We start from the raw sequence: 460 nt of genomic DNA, 5'->3' as shown, positions 1-460 counted from the left end.
ATAGTCCTTCGAAAAATCAAAATAGGTAAAGCCGTCTTTGCGAATCCCACACTTGGACTGGATCCACATCTGATTCCGAAGATCCGGACGACGCTTGAGAACCTTCCCCAGCAGGACCTCACACTGGCCATCGCCATAGATATCCGCCAGATCAAAAGTGTTGATCCCAATCGACAAGGCTGCTTCCACCAAGGCCTCCACCTCATCTTCACTCATCTGACTGATCCGCATCATCCCAAGGACAATCGTGGACAAATGCTCATTTTCAGCAAACTCAATATAGTTCATGTCCGCCTCCTTTTCTGTAGTTCTATTGTAGTGAAAAGGCTTGCAAAAGTCAATTTGCAAGCAAAAGAGGCTGGGACAAAAGTCCTAGCCTCTTAATTGTTTTTGGATTGTCGAGCAAGACGCAGTGGTTGAGTGGGCTCTACTACGCTGATTTCATCAGCTTTTACAGCCC

At 46.7% G+C, this 460-nt stretch carries 1 protein-coding gene; it reads right to left on the bottom strand.

What is annotated here, in order from left to right; all coding sequences use genetic code 11:
- Window positions 1–288: aldo/keto reductase (locus SPADD19_RS10990; RefSeq protein WP_241496599.1), on the bottom strand; the 288-nt coding region annotated here is incomplete at its 3' end.
- Window positions 289–460: the final 172 nt, after the last annotated feature.

It is taken from the genome of Streptococcus parasanguinis (assembly GCF_001578955.1).
Lineage (GTDB): Bacteria > Bacillota > Bacilli > Lactobacillales > Streptococcaceae > Streptococcus > Streptococcus parasanguinis_U.
Note: the sequence above shows the minus strand (reverse complement) of the source record. Positions and strands in the feature narration are given on the sequence as shown.